Annotated in this window: 14 protein-coding genes; 9 read left to right on the top strand and 5 right to left on the bottom strand. The window is 69.3% G+C overall.

Going from position 1 to position 14,971, the window contains the following annotated elements:
* Nucleotides 1-7: 7 nt before the first annotated feature.
* Nucleotides 8-1,801, bottom strand: coding sequence for a heme biosynthesis HemY N-terminal domain-containing protein (locus tag ACERNI_RS05120; protein WP_448832201.1), 1,794 nt, complete (start codon nucleotides 1,799-1,801; stop codon nucleotides 8-10).
* Nucleotides 1,798-3,042, bottom strand: coding sequence for a hypothetical protein (locus ACERNI_RS05125; RefSeq protein WP_448832202.1), 1,245 nt, complete (start codon nucleotides 3,040-3,042; stop codon nucleotides 1,798-1,800). The genes ACERNI_RS05120 and ACERNI_RS05125 overlap by 4 nt, the downstream gene beginning before the upstream one ends.
* Before the next feature lie 217 nt (nucleotides 3,043-3,259).
* On the opposite strand from ACERNI_RS05125, the gene ACERNI_RS05130 reads away from it, so the two are divergent.
* Nucleotides 3,260-3,601, top strand: a complete 342-nt coding sequence (locus ACERNI_RS05130; protein ID WP_448832203.1) for a hypothetical protein — start codon at nucleotides 3,260-3,262, stop codon at nucleotides 3,599-3,601.
* A gap of 42 nt (nucleotides 3,602-3,643) precedes the next feature.
* On the opposite strand, the gene ACERNI_RS05135 is transcribed toward ACERNI_RS05130, so the two are convergent.
* Together ACERNI_RS05135 and hemC are read right to left on the bottom strand one after the other, a co-directional pair.
* Entirely contained in the window at nucleotides 3,644-4,351 is a 708-nt protein-coding gene (locus ACERNI_RS05135; protein ID WP_448832204.1) for a uroporphyrinogen-III synthase, read from the bottom strand.
* 157 nt (nucleotides 4,352-4,508) lie between these two features.
* Nucleotides 4,509-5,447 carry a hydroxymethylbilane synthase gene (gene hemC, locus ACERNI_RS05140; RefSeq protein ID WP_448832205.1) on the bottom strand — a complete coding sequence of 313 codons (939 nt, stop codon included), beginning with the start codon at nucleotides 5,445-5,447 and terminating at the stop codon, nucleotides 4,509-4,511.
* 471 nt (nucleotides 5,448-5,918) lie between these two features.
* Here hemC and tsaD point away from each other — a divergent pair, with 471 nt between their 5' ends.
* From tsaD to ACERNI_RS05175, 7 genes are all read left to right on the top strand, one after another.
* Complete coding sequence (tsaD, locus tag ACERNI_RS05145) at nucleotides 5,919-6,977, top strand: tRNA (adenosine(37)-N6)-threonylcarbamoyltransferase complex transferase subunit TsaD (RefSeq protein WP_448832206.1); 1,059 nt, start codon at nucleotides 5,919-5,921, stop codon at nucleotides 6,975-6,977.
* A gap of 41 nt (nucleotides 6,978-7,018) precedes the next feature.
* The gene (locus ACERNI_RS05150; RefSeq protein ID WP_448832207.1) at nucleotides 7,019-8,062 is read left to right on the top strand and encodes an NAD(P)H-dependent glycerol-3-phosphate dehydrogenase; all 1,044 of its coding nucleotides are present in this window, start codon (nucleotides 7,019-7,021) and stop codon (nucleotides 8,060-8,062) included.
* 57 nt (nucleotides 8,063-8,119) lie between these two features.
* The gene (locus ACERNI_RS05155; RefSeq protein ID WP_448832208.1) at nucleotides 8,120-8,542 is read left to right on the top strand and encodes an EVE domain-containing protein; all 423 of its coding nucleotides are present in this window, start codon (nucleotides 8,120-8,122) and stop codon (nucleotides 8,540-8,542) included.
* A 148-nt stretch (nucleotides 8,543-8,690) separates the two neighbouring features.
* Nucleotides 8,691-10,655: an acetate--CoA ligase gene (gene acs, locus ACERNI_RS05160; protein WP_448832209.1), complete on the top strand. Its 1,965-nt coding sequence runs from the start codon at nucleotides 8,691-8,693 to the stop codon at nucleotides 10,653-10,655.
* Between the two features lie 395 nt (nucleotides 10,656-11,050).
* The gene (locus ACERNI_RS05165; protein ID WP_448832210.1) at nucleotides 11,051-11,266 is read left to right on the top strand and encodes a hypothetical protein; all 216 of its coding nucleotides are present in this window, start codon (nucleotides 11,051-11,053) and stop codon (nucleotides 11,264-11,266) included.
* A 472-nt stretch (nucleotides 11,267-11,738) separates the two neighbouring features.
* On the top strand, nucleotides 11,739-12,059 hold the full coding sequence (locus tag ACERNI_RS05170; protein ID WP_448832211.1) for a hypothetical protein: 321 nt from the start codon (nucleotides 11,739-11,741) through the stop codon (nucleotides 12,057-12,059).
* Nucleotides 12,060-12,199: 140 nt separating this feature from the next.
* Nucleotides 12,200-12,415, top strand: a complete 216-nt coding sequence (locus tag ACERNI_RS05175) for a hypothetical protein (RefSeq protein WP_448832212.1) — start codon at nucleotides 12,200-12,202, stop codon at nucleotides 12,413-12,415.
* Nucleotides 12,416-12,555: 140 nt separating this feature from the next.
* Here the strand turns inward: ACERNI_RS05175 and ftsY are convergent, their stop codons facing one another.
* Nucleotides 12,556-13,920 carry a signal recognition particle-docking protein FtsY gene (ftsY, locus tag ACERNI_RS05180; RefSeq protein WP_448832213.1) on the bottom strand — a complete coding sequence of 455 codons (1,365 nt, stop codon included), beginning with the start codon at nucleotides 13,918-13,920 and terminating at the stop codon, nucleotides 12,556-12,558.
* 233 nt (nucleotides 13,921-14,153) lie between these two features.
* On the opposite strand from ftsY, the gene ACERNI_RS05185 reads away from it, so the two are divergent.
* A complete protein-coding gene (locus tag ACERNI_RS05185) occupies nucleotides 14,154-14,942 on the top strand; it encodes an RluA family pseudouridine synthase (RefSeq protein WP_448832316.1) in 789 nt (262 codons plus the stop codon).
* Nucleotides 14,943-14,971: the final 29 nt, after the last annotated feature.

Below are 14,971 nucleotides of genomic sequence, written 5' to 3' on the forward strand. Positions count from 1 at the left end.
GCATTGTTCAAAGATTGATGCGCCGCGTGACCGGCTGCGCCGCCTCTTCATCGTCCGCGCGCGGGCCTGGATCATCGGGCGCATACGCCATGGGGAAGATTACCTCGGACGGCGGCGGCCGCGATGCGACCACCCGCGGCCTGGAGGTCGCCTCGCCATCCGCTTTGACCTCCGCCGCCCTGCCGGCGGGCCTTGCCGTCGCGGCCGCCTCGCCCTTTTGCCGGGCTTCGGCGTCGGACAATGGCGGCGGCGGAGCCGGAGGTTTGTCCGCGCCCGCTCCCCGCTCCGGCGGTTTCACCGGCGTTTTAACCGGCGATGCGTCCGGCGTGGCGGCGGCTGGCGACGGTCTGCCGGCCGCTGTTTCCGCCGGCGGCGCAACCGCCGCCTCGATCACCCTGCCCCTCGACGGCGCCATCGCGTCGGCATCTGCCTCTGCGGTTTTCAGATAGCCAGCCACCCCCGCCTCATCCGCGTCGGCGATCACGTCTTCCGATGTTCCGGCGGCGGGGTGGGCGCCCAGCAGTTCCGTTGGCGCCGCCCAGACGAAGGCGTCGAGTCTGCCGCTGACCGGCGAGATCGGCTCCCAATGGTCGCAGACCACGCCATCGGCGATCCAGGCCGGGTCGCGCGGCGCCCGCGAAGCCCGCGCCAGCCATTCGCGCACCGCGCCCGAACCGGCCGGACCGTGCTCGGCGATCTCGGCCATCATCAGGCAGACCCGCGCCGGCGGGCGGTTCTTCAGCAGCGGCTCCAACGTCGCCCGCGCCCGGTCATATTCGCGGGCATCAATGGCCGTCCGCGCCACGATGATGCGCGCCTCCGCGTGGCCTGGCGTCAGCCGTTGCAGGTTGCGGGCCCGGTCGAGGCGATCCAGCGCCGAATCGCCCGGCCGCATGTCGATATAGGCGGCGGCGATCTCCGGGTGCGGCGACTGCTTCCAGCCAGCCTCCAGCACCCGCGCTGCCTTGCGCAGCGCGCCCTGGCGCGCCAGCAGCCGCCCGTACAGCGCCACCGCCGGAACGAGGTCCGGCGCCAGTTTCGCCGCCTGGCGCGCCGCCTCCAGTGCGCCATCGGGATCCGTATCGGCGCTGTCCAGCGCGTCGGCGGTCAGCAGCACCGCCCGCTGGCGGCGCGCCAGCTCCCTGTCCATCCGTCCAGTGGCGAGGCGACGCTCCAGCATGGCCAGCGCCTCGCGCCAGCGGCGCTGCGCGCCCAGGTGCTCCAGCATGGCCTCATTGGCCCATCCCGCGGCTGCATCAAGCTGCGCCGCCTTGCCGGCGAAGGCGAAGGCGTTGGGCAGATCGCCCTTGCGCCGCGCCTCCACATACAGGCCGCGCAGGCCCAGAACCCGGGTTTCCGGCTGCTCCAGCATGGCGTTGAAAGCCGCTTCCGCCGTTTTGCGATCGCCCGCGAGCTGCGCCGCCTGGGCGCGCAGCAGCAGGGTCATGGGCTCACGGCCCAGCAACTTCCCTGCCTCCAGGGCATAGCGGCGCGCCATGGCGGCGTCGCCGGAGCCAACGGCGATCATGCCGCGCGACAACGCGGCGAAGCCCCGCGCACGCCGCCGCCCCGTGGTCGCCGAACCCAGCAGGTCCGGCGTGCGCAAGATCATGCGCAGCACGGTCCAGGCCAGCAGGGCGACGACGATCACCGCCAGCATCAGCAGCACCGCCACCGCCACGGAGGTTTCGATGCGATACCCCTGCCAGACCACGGCCACGTCGCCAGGCCTGTCCGCCAGCCAGGCGGCGCCGGTGGCCAGAACGGCGATAAGGACAATGTACCAGAGGATCCGGATCATGGGCGGCTCCCCTGGCCTTGCCTGGCGGGGTCTTGCCTGGCGGGGCCAGATTGGTCTTGCCTGGCGGGGCCTGGCTGGTCTTGCCTGACCGGGTCTGCCTGAGCTGGTTTGGCCTGGCCCGGCTGGGCGAGCGTCGCCAGCGCGGCGTCAAGGGCGCCGCGCGCCGCCTGCTCCGCGTTGACCCGGGCGGCCAGCGCCGCGCCGAAATCCGGCGCCGCGTCGCGCAGCGCCTGCGGCAGCGCCCGCCAGGCGGCGTCGGCGCCGGCCAGATTGCCGGCGGCCAGCAGATCCGAAACCCTGTCCAGCGAGCCTTCCGCGGCGGCCACCGGCCGTCCCTCCTGATCGATGGGCCGCACGCGCACCAGCCGCGAAGCGCTCGCGGTCAGCCGGTCCAGCACGCCTTCGTTCTGATGCTGCAAGGCGGCGAGCCGGTCGCGCACGGCGGCGAATTCATGCTGCAGCCTGGCCACGCTGGCGACGCTGCCTGTCTCCGCATGCATCAGCGCCGCGACGTTATTGCCGCCGCCAGCCGCCGCCAGGCTGGCGGAGGCGCGCGGCAACGGCCTGCCGTTGCGAATCGCCGCCAGCGCATCCGCCGCCGCCACTGCCTGGGCCAGCGCCGCGATGCGCTGATCGTTGCCGGCGCCCGCGATCTGCCGCGTCAGGTCATTCAGCCGCGCATCGAGGTTGCTGATGCGCCCGCCCGCCTGCTCGGCCAGACGCGCTGCGCCCTGCGCCGCCGCCTGCGCGGCGGCCGGATCGACCTTGCGCACCGCCTCGTCCAGCGTCCGGATCTGGCCGCTCACGGCGCTGGCCAGCGCGCCCGCTTCCCGCGCCGCCTGCTCAACGCTGCCGAGACGGCTTTCCAGCGCCGCGATCTGTGATTGCAACGCCGCGTCGCCTGCAGCGTTGCCCTCCGCGTTACCCGCCGCCTGGGCGCCGGCGGCGCCAGGGCCAGCCGGGCGCGCCGCAAGGGCGCGAATTTCGCGGATTTCAGCGCCGGTGCGGTCGCCCAGGGTTGCAAGCTGCTGGTTGAGCGCGGTCAGCCTGTCGGCCAGGGCCGCCACCTCGGTTTTCGGCGCCAGCGCCGCCATGCGAACCGACAGTTCCTGCTCGACAGCCGAGATCCGCTGCTCAATGGAGCCATCCTGCTGGATCGTGGCGATACTGCCGGGATGAATCACCGAGACGGCCCAGGCTCCGGCGACGCCTGCGGCGGCGCCAATGACCGCCGCCAGCAACCCACCGGCAAACCCAAGCCCGGACCGGGCCGATGGCGACGGTTCAGTCGGCCCCGCCGGAGCGCGCGGCGTTGTCTGACCACCAGCGGGACCGGCCGCCGGCTTCGGCGAACTGGCTGACGCCGTTTCCGTTGCCGGGCGCGCGGCCGGCCGCTCGCCGGCCCCGGCCGACGCCGGCGCGGCGGATGAAGACACGGCGGATGCGGCGGAAGCCGCTTTGGCGGAGGCTCCAGTCGCAGTCGCGGACGAGGCTTTCGAACCCGCCGCCGGCGCGGTCGCGGCGGATGCGCCGGAGGGCCCGGCCGGGGACTGGCTGGCGGGGGGGGGCGCAGAAGAGGGGGAGGAAGAAGGGGATGCGGGTGGGGAATTGGCGGTCGCGCCCGCTGGATCAACGATCGAAGACGCCGTCGCCTTCAGGTCGATGGTCGTCGGCTGGCGCAATGATTTGCCAGTCGTGGACCTGCTCTCCCCTCCAGTTGAGCCGCCGGCGGCGCCGCCAGCGCCAGGGGAGCCTTTTCCAGTCGAGGAGCTGTCCGTCATCGTCCGTCGTTCTCCGTGAAAGCGTTGTCCAAAAAGCGGCCTGCAGAGTGGCCCGCCGGCGTTACCTGACCGCCTCCAGCTCTTCCAGAGCCGCCATCATGCCATCTTCGTCCGGATGGCGCGCGGTCACGATGCGATCGAAACCGGCCGCCCGCAGCACCGCGGCGGCGTCATCAGAGATGGCGATATGAGCGATGGATTCAACCGCGTCGCGCACGCCAGCCTGATCGGCCAGTTCGACAAACACCCCGGCGCTGCGCGGCGAGTAGTGCAGCACGCAGTCGATCTGCCCGCCGGCCAGGGCGCGCTCCGCCTCGGGCGGCAGCGCCTCGACGGCGTCGGCATGGTAGCAAACCCAGATCACCGGATCATGCCCGGCGTGACGCAGCAGGTCGGCCAGATCTTCCTTGCGTTCGCGCCCTACGGCCATCAGCAGGCGACGCTCCGGCGGCAGGGTTTCGCGCGCCATGTCGGCCAGATCGAGCCGGTCGCCAGCGGCCGACATGACATGCAGGAAGCCGGCGCGGCGGGCGTCTTCCGCCGTGCGGTCGCCCACCGCCAGCACCGGCAGGTGCACGGGCGGCTCGGGAAACGCCAGCAGGGCGCCGGGGCTGGTGAGGATGAGGGCGTCGAACACGCCATGCGGCATCGGCTGGCCGCTCGGCACGATGCTCAGCACCGGGGCCCGGACCACATCATGCCCCCTCCCGCGCAGGCGCTGCTCCGTCTGGCCGGCGCGTGATCCTGGACGCGTGACGAGTATCCGCATGGGCCTCTCCCGATCCGCCGCAACCTTCGCCGCCGCAACCTTCGCCAGAGGGCCTGCGTTCACGCACATGGCCCCGGCGCGCCTTCCCAGCGTCATTGTGAACCGGTTCCGGACAAAAGGCGACTGCGGCCAGAGAATTCAACCAGCCGGCCGGACCTCAGCTCCGGTCGCCCTGATGCTGCAGCAGCGCCGGATTGGCGCGGGCCTGAATATCGCGGCCAGCGTCGTCGCCAAGGGCGCGGGCGTCGCTGACCGGCCCTTCGCGCACCGTCTCCACCCATTCGGAGCCATCCAGAGCCAGCAGCAGGCCGCGCAGTCGCAGCCGGCCGCCCTGCACCTGGGCCAGGCCGGCGATCGGCGTGCGGCAAGAACCGTCCAGCACTGTCAGGAAGGCGCGCTCGGCGGCGAGCGCATGGCCCGTGGCGGAACAGATGATGCGATCCAGCGCCGCAAGCACCGGCGCATCGCCAGCGCGCGCCGTGATGGCGATGGCGCCCTGGCCAACCGCCGGCAGCATCTCGTCCAGTTCAAGAACCGTGGCGGAGGGATCGCTCACGCCCAGCCGCCGCAAGCCGGCCGAAGCCAGCAGCGTGGCGTCGAAACGGCCTTCATGCAGACGGGCGAGACGGGTCTGCACATTGCCGCGCAACAGGCCGGTGGTCACGTCCGGGCGCAGACGGCGCACCTGGGCGGCGCGGCGCAGCGAGGCCGTGCCCACCACGGCCCCGGGACGGAGGTCGCCAAGCCCGCGCGCGCCGGGCGCGATCAGCACATCGCGCACGTCCTCGCGCTCCAGATAGCCAGCGATCGTCAGGTCGTCAGGCAGCCAGGTTGGCAGGTCCTTGGCCGAATGCACCGCCAGGTCAATGGCCCCGGCCTGCAGGGCCGAGTCCAGCTCCTTGGTGAAGAGCCCCTTGCCGCCTGCCTCGGACAGGGCGCGGTCCTGAATCATGTCGCCAGTGGTGCGGATCACCTCCAGCACCACCTGGTCGGGATCGAGACCCATGGCGGCGATCAGACGGTCCCGCACGATGTTCGCCTGGGCGAGGGCCAGCGGACTTCCGCGCGTGCCGACGACAAGGCGGGAAATGGACATATGGCGGTCCTGTCTCAAAATACAGGCGTGCGTTCCGACGGCCAGCCGGAACGCACGCTGCAGCATTGGCTGCGAATCCGGGCGTCACAGGGCGCGCCCCTGGCGGAAAAGACCATTGCCAGGCGCGCTCCAGCGCGGTCTCTATAAAACATTGGTTGCAAAAGTGGGAACCGATTTGCGGACAGGTTGCCGCAACCGTCCGCCTGTCGTCCACAGGGCTTCCGGCGCCGCCGGCCGCGCGCGCCCGGTTCACGCGTCTTGCAAGCGTCCTGCAAGAGCCTTGCAATCACCTGGCAAGCGCTTGGCAATTTCCTTTGCCTGCAACATGCTCTAAAGCATTTCCAGACGGGCCCGACGCTGCTTCGCATCAGGAAAGCGCGTCAAATCAAAACGATAGGGCAGAATTCCTTGCAACCGGACGGGGCCTGCCCCTGGCCGGAAGCCTGTCAGCGGCGGAATTACGGGAGCATCATGCGCGTCCTCGGCATCGAGACCACCTGCGACGAAACGGCGGCGGCCGTGGTTGAAACCGATGGCGCCGGGCGTCCGATCATCCGCTCCAGCGAGGTGCTGAGCCAGATCGCCGCCCATGCGGCCTATGGCGGCGTCGTGCCGGAAATCGCCGCCCGCGCCCATGTGGAGGCGGTGGATCACATGGTCGCCCGCGCCCTGGAGCGCGCCGGCGTCGAACTCTCCGACATCGACGGGTTTGCCGCCGCCGCCGGCCCTGGCCTGATTGGCGGCGTCATGATCGGCCTCACCACCGCCAAGGCGCTTTCCCTCGTCACCGGCAAGCCGCTGATCGCCGTGAACCACCTGGAGGGTCACGCCCTGACGCCGCGCCTGGTCGAGCAGGTGCAGTTTCCCTACCTGCTGTTGCTGGCTTCCGGCGGCCACACCCAGCTCATCGCCGTGCGCGGCGTCGGCGATTATGTCCGGCTCGGCACCACCATCGACGACGCCATCGGCGAGGCCTTCGACAAGGTGGCCAAGATGCTGGGCCTGCCCTATCCCGGCGGGCCCCAGGTCGAACGCGAGGCGGCAAAGGGCAACCCGGAGCGCTTCCACATGCCGCGCCCCATGCAGGGCCGGCCGGTGGCCGACTTCTCCCTGTCGGGCCTGAAAACCGCCGTGCGTCAGGAAGCCCAGAAAATCCTGCCGCTGCGCGCTTCGGACGTCTCGGACCTGTGCGCCTCCTTCCAGGCGGCGGTGGTGGACGTGGTGGCCGACCGCACCCGCGTCGCCCTGCGCGGCTTCCGCGACATTGCCGGCCACCCCACGGCGCTGGTCGTCGCCGGCGGCGTCGCCGCCAATATGGCGATCCGGCGCGGGCTGGAGCGGCTGGCGGCCGAATCCGGCGTGCGGCTGGTGGCTCCGCCACTGGCGTTGTGCACCGACAATGGCGCCATCATCGCATGGGCCGGACTTGAGCGGCTGCGCATGGGCATCCAGGACGATCTCACCGTCGCCGCCCGTCCGCGCTGGCCGCTGGACGCCAGCAAGGACACCCGCGCCGGCGCCAAGGCCTGACGGGGATGCAAGATCCGACGGCGATGACGGACCCGACGGCGATGACAGACACATCCGGCGCCCCTGCATCCTCCCTGCGCATCGCCGTGATCGGCGCGGGCGCCTGGGGAACCGCTTTGGCCAACGCGGCCGCCCGGGCCCAACCAGACGCCGGCGCGACGCCCGACGCGCACGCCGTCCCTTTGTGGGGCCGCAACGTCGCCGACATGGCGCAGATGGCGGCCCGGCATGAGAACGCCCGCTTCCTGCCTGGCGTCACCCTGGCGGACGGCGTCGCGCCATCCTCCGATCCAGCCATCATGGCGGACGCCGATGCGGTGCTGCTGGTGATTCCGGCGCAGCAGATTCGCGCCGCCCTCGCCGGGCTGAAACCGCACCTGTCGCGCCCCGGCCTGCCGGTCATCATCTGCGCCAAGGGCATCGAGCGCGGCTCCGGCCTGTTCATGTCCGACGTGGTGCGCCAGGCCCTGCCGGAGGCCGTTCCGGCTGTGTTCTCCGGCCCCAGCTTCGCCGCCGACGTGGCGCGGGGCCTGCCGACGGCCGTGGTTCTGGCGGCGGATGACGCACAACTGGCGGCGCGGCTGGCCCGCCGCCTCTCGGGCCCGACCCTGCGCGTCTATCACAGCGGCGACATGCGCGGCGTCGAGATTGGCGGCGCCGCCAAGAACGTGCTGGCCATCGCCTGCGGCATCGTCATGGGGCGCGGCCTCGGCGAAAGCGCCCGCGCCGCTCTGGTGGCGCGCGGCTTCGCCGAGATGGTGCGCTTCGCCACCGCCTTTGGCGGCGAGACGGCGACGCTGATGGGACTTTCCGGGCTCGGCGACCTGGTGCTGACCTGCGGCTCGGCCCAGTCGCGCAACTTCGCCTTCGGCGAAGCGCTGGGGGCCGGCGTCGAGATGGCCGCGGCCAGCGGCGGCAAACTGACCGAAGGCGCGGCGACGGCGCCGGTGCTGCTGCAACGCGCCCGCGCCGCCGGGGTCGACATGCCGGTGGCGAGCGCCGTCGCGGATATCCTTGACGGACGCCTCAGCATCGACCACGCCGTGGACGCGCTGATGATGCGACCATTGCGGCGCGAGGGTTAAGACCCTTTTTCCCGGCGCGCGGATCAATCGCCGAAACTCACGGCAGGAGCAGGATTCATGGCTTACTGGCTGTTCAAATCTGAACCGGACACGTGGTCCTGGGAACAGCAGACAGCGCGCGGCGACGCCGGCGAGCACTGGAATGGCGTGCGCAACCATGTCGCCAAGCAGAACATGATGGCGATGAAGGTTGGCGACCTTGGCTTTTTCTATCATTCCAACCAGGGCAAGGCGGTCGTCGGAACCGTCGAGGTCATCAGGCCCTATTACCCCGATCACACCGACCCGACCGGCAAATTCGGCATGGTCGACATCAAGGCGATCGAGGCGCTGCCGCGCCCCGTCACCCTGGAAGAGGCGAAGCACGAGCCACGCCTGAAAGACATGGTGCTGGTCAACAATTCCCGCCTGTCGGTGCAACCGGTGACGGAGGAAGAGTGGCGCGTGGTGCGCGAACTGGGCGGGCTGCCCGCCGAATGATGCAGCGTCCGCGCGGTCCACTGTCCTGATCCATTGGCCGCCTTGCGCCGCAAGGCCGCGCGCGGCTAACCTCGCGGCCAATACGTCAACATGACGCGCGCCCAGGGGCGGCCAGCCCCATGCAGCGCCGAACTTCCGGGAGCACGCGATGACCGACCTGTCCCACGGCAAGACCTATCCGCCGTCTCCCGAATGGCAGGCGCGCGCCTGGCTCAATCCGCGGACCAGCCAGGAGATGTACGACGCCTCGGTCGCCGATCCGGAGGCGTTCTGGGGCGAGCATGGCCAGCGCATCGACTGGTTCAGGCCCTATACCCGCGTTAAGAACACCAGCTTCGCCCCCGGGGCCGTGTCGATCCGCTGGTATGAGGACGGCGTCACCAACGCCGCCTACAATTGCATCGACCGGCACCTGGAGACGCGCGGCGATCAGGTCGCCATCATCTGGGAAGGCGACGATCCGTCCGAGTCGAAGCACATCACCTATCAGGAACTGCATGACGAGGTCTGCCGTTTCGCCAACGTGCTGCGCAACCGCAATGTCAGCAAGGGTGATCGCGTCACCATCTACATGCCGATGATCCCGGAGGCGGCCTACGCCATGCTGGCCTGCGCCCGCCTCGGCGCCGTGCATTCCGTGGTGTTCGGCGGCTTCTCGCCGGATTCCCTCGCTGGCCGTATCGAGGACTGCGGCTCGCGCGTCGTCATCACCGCCGACGAAGGTTTGCGCGGCGGCCGCAAGGTGGCCCTGAAGGCCAATGTCGACGCCGCCATCGACCGTCTGCCGCCGGGCGTCGACGTCGACCACGTCATCGTGGTGCGGCGCACCGGCGCCAATGTCGCCATGGATCCGCTGCGCGACGTCTGGTACGACGCGGCGCGCGAGATGGTCACCGCCGAGTGCCCGTGCGCGCACGTGGAGGCGGAGCACCCGCTGTTCATCCTGTATACGTCCGGCTCCACCGGCAAGCCGAAGGGCGTGCTGCACACCACCGCCGGCTATCTGGTCTACACCTCGATCACCCACAAATATGTCTTCGACTACCATGACGGCGACATCTACTGGTGCACCGCCGACGTGGGCTGGGTGACCGGACACAGCTATATTCTCTATGGACCGCTGACCAACGGCGCCACCACGCTGATGTTCGAGGGCGTGCCGAATTATCCGGACATGTCGCGGTTCTGGCAGGTGATCGACAAGCACAAGGTCAACACCTTCTACACCGCTCCCACCGCCCTGCGCTCGCTGATGCAGGCCGGCGACGCGCCGGTGAAGGCAACCTCCCGCGCCTCGTTGCGCCTGCTGGGGTCGGTGGGCGAGCCGATCAACCCGGAGGCCTGGGAGTGGTATCACCGGGTCGTCGGCGATGACCGCTGCCCGATCGTCGACACCTGGTGGCAGACTGAAACCGGCGGCGTGCTGATCAGCCCGCTGCCTGGCGCCACCACGCTGAAGCCGGGCTCCGCCACCTTGCCGCTGTTCGGCATCCGGCCCGAGCTGGTTGACGCCGATGGCAAGGTGCTGGAAGGCGCGGCCGAAGGCAATCTGGTGATCGCCGACTCATGGCCCGGCCAGATGCGCACGGTCTACGGCGACCACCAGCGCTTCATGGACACCTATTTCTCCACCTATCCAGGCAAATATTTCAGCGGCGACGGCTGCCGGCGCGACGCCGACGGCTATTACTGGATCACCGGCCGGGTCGATGACGTCATTAATGTCTCCGGCCACCGCATGGGCACCGCCGAGGTGGAATCGGCGCTGGTCGCCCATGTCAGCGTCTCCGAAGCGGCGGTGGTCGGCTATCCGCACGACATCAAGGGCCAGGGCATCTACGCCTATGTCACGCTGATGTCCGGCATCGAGCCGACCGAAGCGCTGCGCAAGGAGCTGGTGGTCTGGGTGCGTCAGGAAATCGGACCGATCGCCACGCCGGATCTGATCCAGTTCGCGCCCAATCTGCCGAAGACCCGCTCCGGCAAGATCATGCGCCGCATCCTGCGCAAGATCGCTGAGGATGATTTCGGCGCGCTGGGCGACACGTCGACCCTGTCGGACCCGGCGGTGGTGGATGAGCTGGTCAATAACCGGCAGAACCGCCGGGGCTGATGAACGCGGCGCGCCGGCCGGCCTGATCCGGCCAGCGCGCTGTTCGGAACCGGTTGCGGGATGAGCGGCGCGACGGGATCTGGAGGCCTTGCGGCAGGGGCTGGCCTCGCCCTCCTGGCTTTCCCCTTGGCCCCCTGCCCCCTTGTCCCCTCTCCTCCGGTCTCGCCCTTGTGGCGACGAAAATCCCCGGCGGCCCGCGATATGCCGCGCGCCGCGGCGCGCGGGCGGCTGGCTGGCGCCAGGATTGTGATCTCGGGAAAATTCTTGGCCGGCCTTGGCCATGAGCCGACAGGACGCGCGCAGTCCCCAATCATGGATATGGCGAGGCCGCCATCATCGGGATGATCCCTGGCAGACGCCTTGTCGCGCAAGGCCGCCATCGGGAAGGACCTCCCATGACCACCCCCTGCTCATCACCCCGCGCCTCCGCGCTTGTCGCGAGCGCCCTGCTGATGGCCACCCCGGCCATCGGCGCCCTGACAGACAGCGACGCCGACAGGTGCTGGCGCTTCTGCACGGCCAACCACCCCCTGCAACTCGGTCATTGCCTCAAATTGTGCATTTTCGACCAATTGCTCGACCGGTCGAAGACCAGCGACGTCCAGCCGTGACGCTGCGGACCTTTGTTGTGAGAGCGCACTCCAAGAGACCGTCGCGAGAGAACGTCGCGAGAGAACGTCCCATCAGCGCCGTCCTCCGCTTCACGTGAAAGGCAGCGCGCGAACAACGCCCGCGCCAGGGTGACGCCAGATCGCGGCTCTGGCGACATGGACGCCGCCCCGGTCAAGCACCATCACAACTTTACTCAAATACGCTTTTATTTATAACAATGAAATGCAAATAAATAATATATGCATTTTATCCTGATTTATTTAATAATAAATGGAGATATGCAATGTTGTCGCGATTTTACTTGATATTTATCATGTCGACAGCAGGATTTGCCTTGTCGACCACGGCCGGCCGCGCCGATCAGATTCACGCATCGCCGCTTTGCTACCGGATGTGCACCGTCGCCTTCCCGGCGGGAGCAAGTTCCTGCAGCCCGCTGATCTGCGCCAGCAGCCAGGAGCATGAGACGCCATGATGCGGATATTCATTCTGGTCGCCGCATCGCTCATGTGCGCGGGCGCCGCCCAGGCAAGCCGTTTCCAGCTGATCTGCGAGCACCGCTGCGACGTAGAGTGGGGAGACGCCTATCTGAGCTGCATGGACAATTGTCTCAACGAGCTTGATCCAATCATCCTGGCGACGGGAGGACTGAGCCGTCGTGAGCCGCGCAACCCGGATGGTCTGCGCGCGTTGCGCAACCTCCTGCAGCCAGCGGCGCACATCGCCAGGATGCGCCAGCCGGCGATACACCCGTCATCGATGCGCCAGTTGCGCCGGCAGGCCGCCGACTGAACCGGCGCCTGCGCCAGCCCGATCTCATCCGGCAACGCGAAGCGGCGACGCTTCGCGTGATCCGGCTTGGGCGACCTGCTTGGGCGGCCTGCAGCCGCCCGGCGCATTCATTGCCCTGTCAAAGCTCTTTCAGGACCCGCATGCTGAAGACATTTGCCCTGATCCTGGCGCTCGCCGCCGTCACCCCCGTTGCAGCCGCCAGCCCCCCTGACATCGACCAGGCCTCCTGCATCCGCATCTGCCTCCGGAAGCTTCTGGTAAGCGGCCAGCAAAGCGACGTGATGCAGTGCACGGCCGCCTGCGAGCGGGCCCAGGAACTCATACGCCAGTATGGCGGCGGCGGCGCCGCGCGCTGATCGCGGCGCTTCGCAAACCGGGCGGGCGACCAGCCGGTCAGTCCGCCCGGGATCCCGGGGGCCCTCCCAGGCAAGACCGGCTCCATCAGCCATCCCGGGCAGCGCCATTCACGCGCCGCGCGCAGCCTCCGGCAAACGCCTCATTGCTCCTCGGGCAGCCCGGCGATGGCGCGGGCGAAGTCGCGGGCGGAGAACGGCTCCAGGTCATCGACGCTCTCGCCGACGCCGATGAAGTGGACGGGCAGGCCGGATTTCGCCGCGATCGACACCAGGATGCCGCCGCGCGCCGTGCCGTCGAGCTTGGTCATCACCAGGCCGGTAACGCCGGCGGTTTTGGCGAAAATCTCCACCTGATTGACGGCGTTCTGGCCGGTGGTGGCGTCTAGCACCAGCAACGCCGCGTGCGGCGCGCCGGGGTCGAATTTTTTCACCACGCGAACGATTTTTTCCAGCTCGGCCATCAGGCCCGCCTTGTTTTGCAGGCGGCCGGCGGTGTCGATCATCAGCACGTCGACGCCGCGTTCCTTCGCTTCCTTCAGGGCGTCGAAGGCGAGACCCGCCGCGTCCGATCCCTGCGGGCGGGCGATCACGGTCGCGCCGGTGCGCTCGCCCCAGACCTTGAGCTGTTCGATGGCCGCCGCCCGGAAGGTGTCGCCCGCCGCCAGCATCACCGAGCGGCCCTCGGCCCGGAATTTTTGCGCCAGCTTGCCGATGGTGGTGGTCTTGCCGGCGCCGTTGACGCCGATCATCAGGATGACGAACGGCTTGTGGCTCGCGTCGATGACCAGCGGCTGCGCCACCGGCGTCAGCGTCGCCTCCACCTCGCGCGCCAGCACCTGCTTCACCTCCTCGGCGGAGATTTCCTTGTCGTAACGGCCGGCGCTGACCGCCTTGATGATGCGGTCGGTGGTGTCGACGCCAAGATCTGACTGGATCAGGATGTCTTCCAGATCCTCCAGCGCCGCCGCGTCGAGCTTGCGGCGCACGAACAGATCGGTGATGCCGGTCCCGATCGAGGACGAGGTGCGGGACAGGCCGCCCTTCAGCCGCTGCCACCAGCTTTGTTTGACCGGCTGGACCGGAGCAGGCGGCGGCGCGGAAGCCGGCGGGATTGGCGCGTCGGGCGCCGCTTGCTGTGCAGGCGCCTCCTGCTGCGCAGACGCCTCTTGCTGCGCAGGCGCCTCTTGCGACGCGGGCGCCTCCTGCGATGCAGGCGCCTGTTGCGGCGGAACCACGGGCGCGAGCGGGGCTGACGCTGGGGCGGCTGGCGTAACGGATGACGGGGCAACCGGCGCTGGCGCAACGGGCGTTTCGGCAGCTGGCGCCGGCGTCGCTTCAACCGCAGGCGCCGGCGTCACCGCTTCGGGCGCTGCTGGCGCGTCATCCAGCGCTGCCGCGTCCTGGTCGGGCTTTTCAGGCGTCCCGGCTGGCTTCTCCGCGTCGCCGGCATTTTTCTTGCCGCCGAACAATCGTGAAAAGAAGCCTTTCCTGTCGTTGTCGCTCATGTCATTCCCGATGATCGCCGGCAACCGCCGTCCGTCTGTCCGCGCCCATGGCCCCATGAACACTGGCGGCCACGTTGTTTCCACGCCGGAATTCCGCGCGCCCCGCCTGATCCATGGTCTTAACCACCGCCACGGCGATGGCAACCGCAACCTGGCGGAATATGGGAGCGGCCGGCAAAATTTGCGCCGCCCGCCGCGCGGCAGTACAGCGATGCGAACGACCGGACCCGATGATGACCATGCTCCACGCCGACGCGCCTTCTCCCCCAACCCTCGACGAGCTGCGCGCCGGCATGATTGACCGGGTGCTGTATCGCGACGGGCTGATGCTCGTCATCAACAAGCCGTTCGGCGTGCCCGTGCATCGCGGGCCGGCGGCGGCCGACTGGAAGAACGCGCCGGATCTGGAAAGCGCTTTCGATGCGCTGCGCTTTGGCCTGCCGCGCATCCCCGCCCTCGCCCACCGGCTTGATCGCGACACCTCCGGCTGCCTGGTGCTTGGCCGCCATCGCAAGGCGCTCGACAAGCTCGGACGCATGTTCAAGGCCGGCGACATCGACAAGACCTATCTGGCGGTTGTCGAAGGCCACCCGGAAGCGGAGAGCGGCGAGATCGACCTGCCGCTGGGCAAGCGCGACCCGGATCGCGGCTGGTGGATGAAGGTCGATCCGGCCGGGCTGCCGTCGCTCACCCGCTGGCGCCTGCTGGGCAAATCCACCGACAGCGCGGCGCCGCGCGCCCTCGTGGCGCTGGCGCCCGTCACCGGCCGCACCCACCAGTTGCGCGTGCACTGCGCCGCCATGGGCTGGCCGATTCTCGGCGACGCCGTCTACGGCGCCACGCCGCGTCATGGCGGGCCCGGCCTGCATCTGCATGCGCGTTCCGTGACCATTCCGCTTTACGCCAGCCGGCCGCCGGTCAGCGTCGTCGCGCCGCCGCCGCCGCACATGCTGGCGCAGCTGGCGGCCTGCGGCTTCGTTGACGACCAGCCGGCCGTTCCGGGCGAAGCGGAAACTCCATAAACGCGAACGCCGGGCGAGCGGCCCGGCGT

This window comes from Camelimonas sp. ID_303_24 (assembly GCF_053543495.1).